1 protein-coding gene and 1 pseudogene are annotated in these 1,246 nt (G+C 61.9%); one reads left to right on the forward strand and one right to left on the reverse strand.

Features of this window, described 5'->3' with window-relative positions; all coding sequences use genetic code 11:
- Positions 1–186, reverse strand: a pseudogene (locus EOA75_RS34680) (hypothetical protein); the annotation flags it as partial.
- A gap of 691 nt (positions 187–877) precedes the next feature.
- On the opposite strand from EOA75_RS34680, the gene EOA75_RS34685 reads away from it, so the two are divergent.
- Positions 878–1,246, forward strand: a 369-nt coding sequence (locus tag EOA75_RS34685; protein ID WP_206517122.1) for a hypothetical protein, incomplete at its 3' end; no start/stop codon positions are given.

Genomic DNA, 1,246 nt, shown 5'->3' on the forward strand with positions numbered 1-1,246 from the left:
CCCGGCCCCTTTCGCTTGCCGCTTCGGGGCCTTTCGAGTGTCGCTCACGCGGCTCTCTTGAATTTCACAGAGGGCAGATTCAGAAGCGAACTTCTCGGCCGCCAGCGGCGCGCCGCCCTCGTTGGTGAGGCGTATATAGTCGGAGCCATTCGGGGTGTCAACACCGATTTCCAACTTTCTCAGCATGTCGGCGAACGAATTCCAGCGATGCGCTTTGCATCCTCATTTGATGCACGTCGTTGTCGCGAAAATCGCTGTGAATTTCGGGCGATATGCATTAGCCGGCTGCTATGATGGTGCCCCCGAAGTTTATGGTAGCCGTCGCGTCGGGTCGCCGCACTTTCTCGGGCGTGGCCGGACCGATCTGCCGCCCACGACTAAGGGATCACCGGCTCAACTGACAGCGTCATTCCATGTGGCAGCGACTGGATAGCCGGTTCATTGCTTTGCTCGAGCAACGAACCCCGGCGAGACATCCGGGACGATGCCGCGACATTGATATGCCGCTCGATTCGTCATTAAATCGCTCGACCAGGTTTCTGGGATGCAGCTTCACCCAGAATGGCTGGGAAAGGACGTCGGCGAGCCGGTCGGGTTCGACGTCGCCGAAAGCATGTGGCGTCCATCGACAGACAGGCCAGTCGCCTTCCATAAGGTCGGTCCGGAGATTTAACCTTCCCCTCCTGCAAGCCGCGAGACCTCGGCTACTCGACTAGCCGCTCAGGCCTTGACCCAGCCAGCGTCGCCGGCGAGCGCGTCGAGATCCGCCGAACTTAGGCCCTCTTGTATGATCGTCAGCGTTCTACGTGCCATGCAGCGGGGAAAGGTATGAGAGCTCCCTCAGCCTCGGGCCGCAGCTCGATCCCCCGCGCCTCCAATGGTCGCAATACCCGTTGCGCCGTGCGGTGCACAGACCGATCTCGTCATCGGCGGCGTCAATCGCGGCACCACCTTCGTTCAGCCGCTATCGGCCAAAACCGGTGATCTCGCGCAATGGCCAGGGTATCCCAACAGGCGCTCGAGGATATCCTTTCGATCGAGCGAGGGGGCTGTCCAACTGCGCTACCTGCGGGACGCCGTGCTTGTTGCTCCCGAGGACCTCGCTGGCGGCTTCGCATCGAAGCGCGCCGCCGAAACGCAAACGGCCTGCGTTGGCGGGCCGTGGATTGGTGTGGGGGACAGGATTTGGCTTGTCTGCCGGCGCGGCGTCGGTTCGCTGCTTGCGGGCCTGATGACCGCTCACATC

Source organism: Mesorhizobium sp. M1A.F.Ca.IN.022.07.1.1 (genome assembly GCF_003997575.1).
GTDB lineage: Bacteria > Pseudomonadota > Alphaproteobacteria > Rhizobiales > Rhizobiaceae > Mesorhizobium.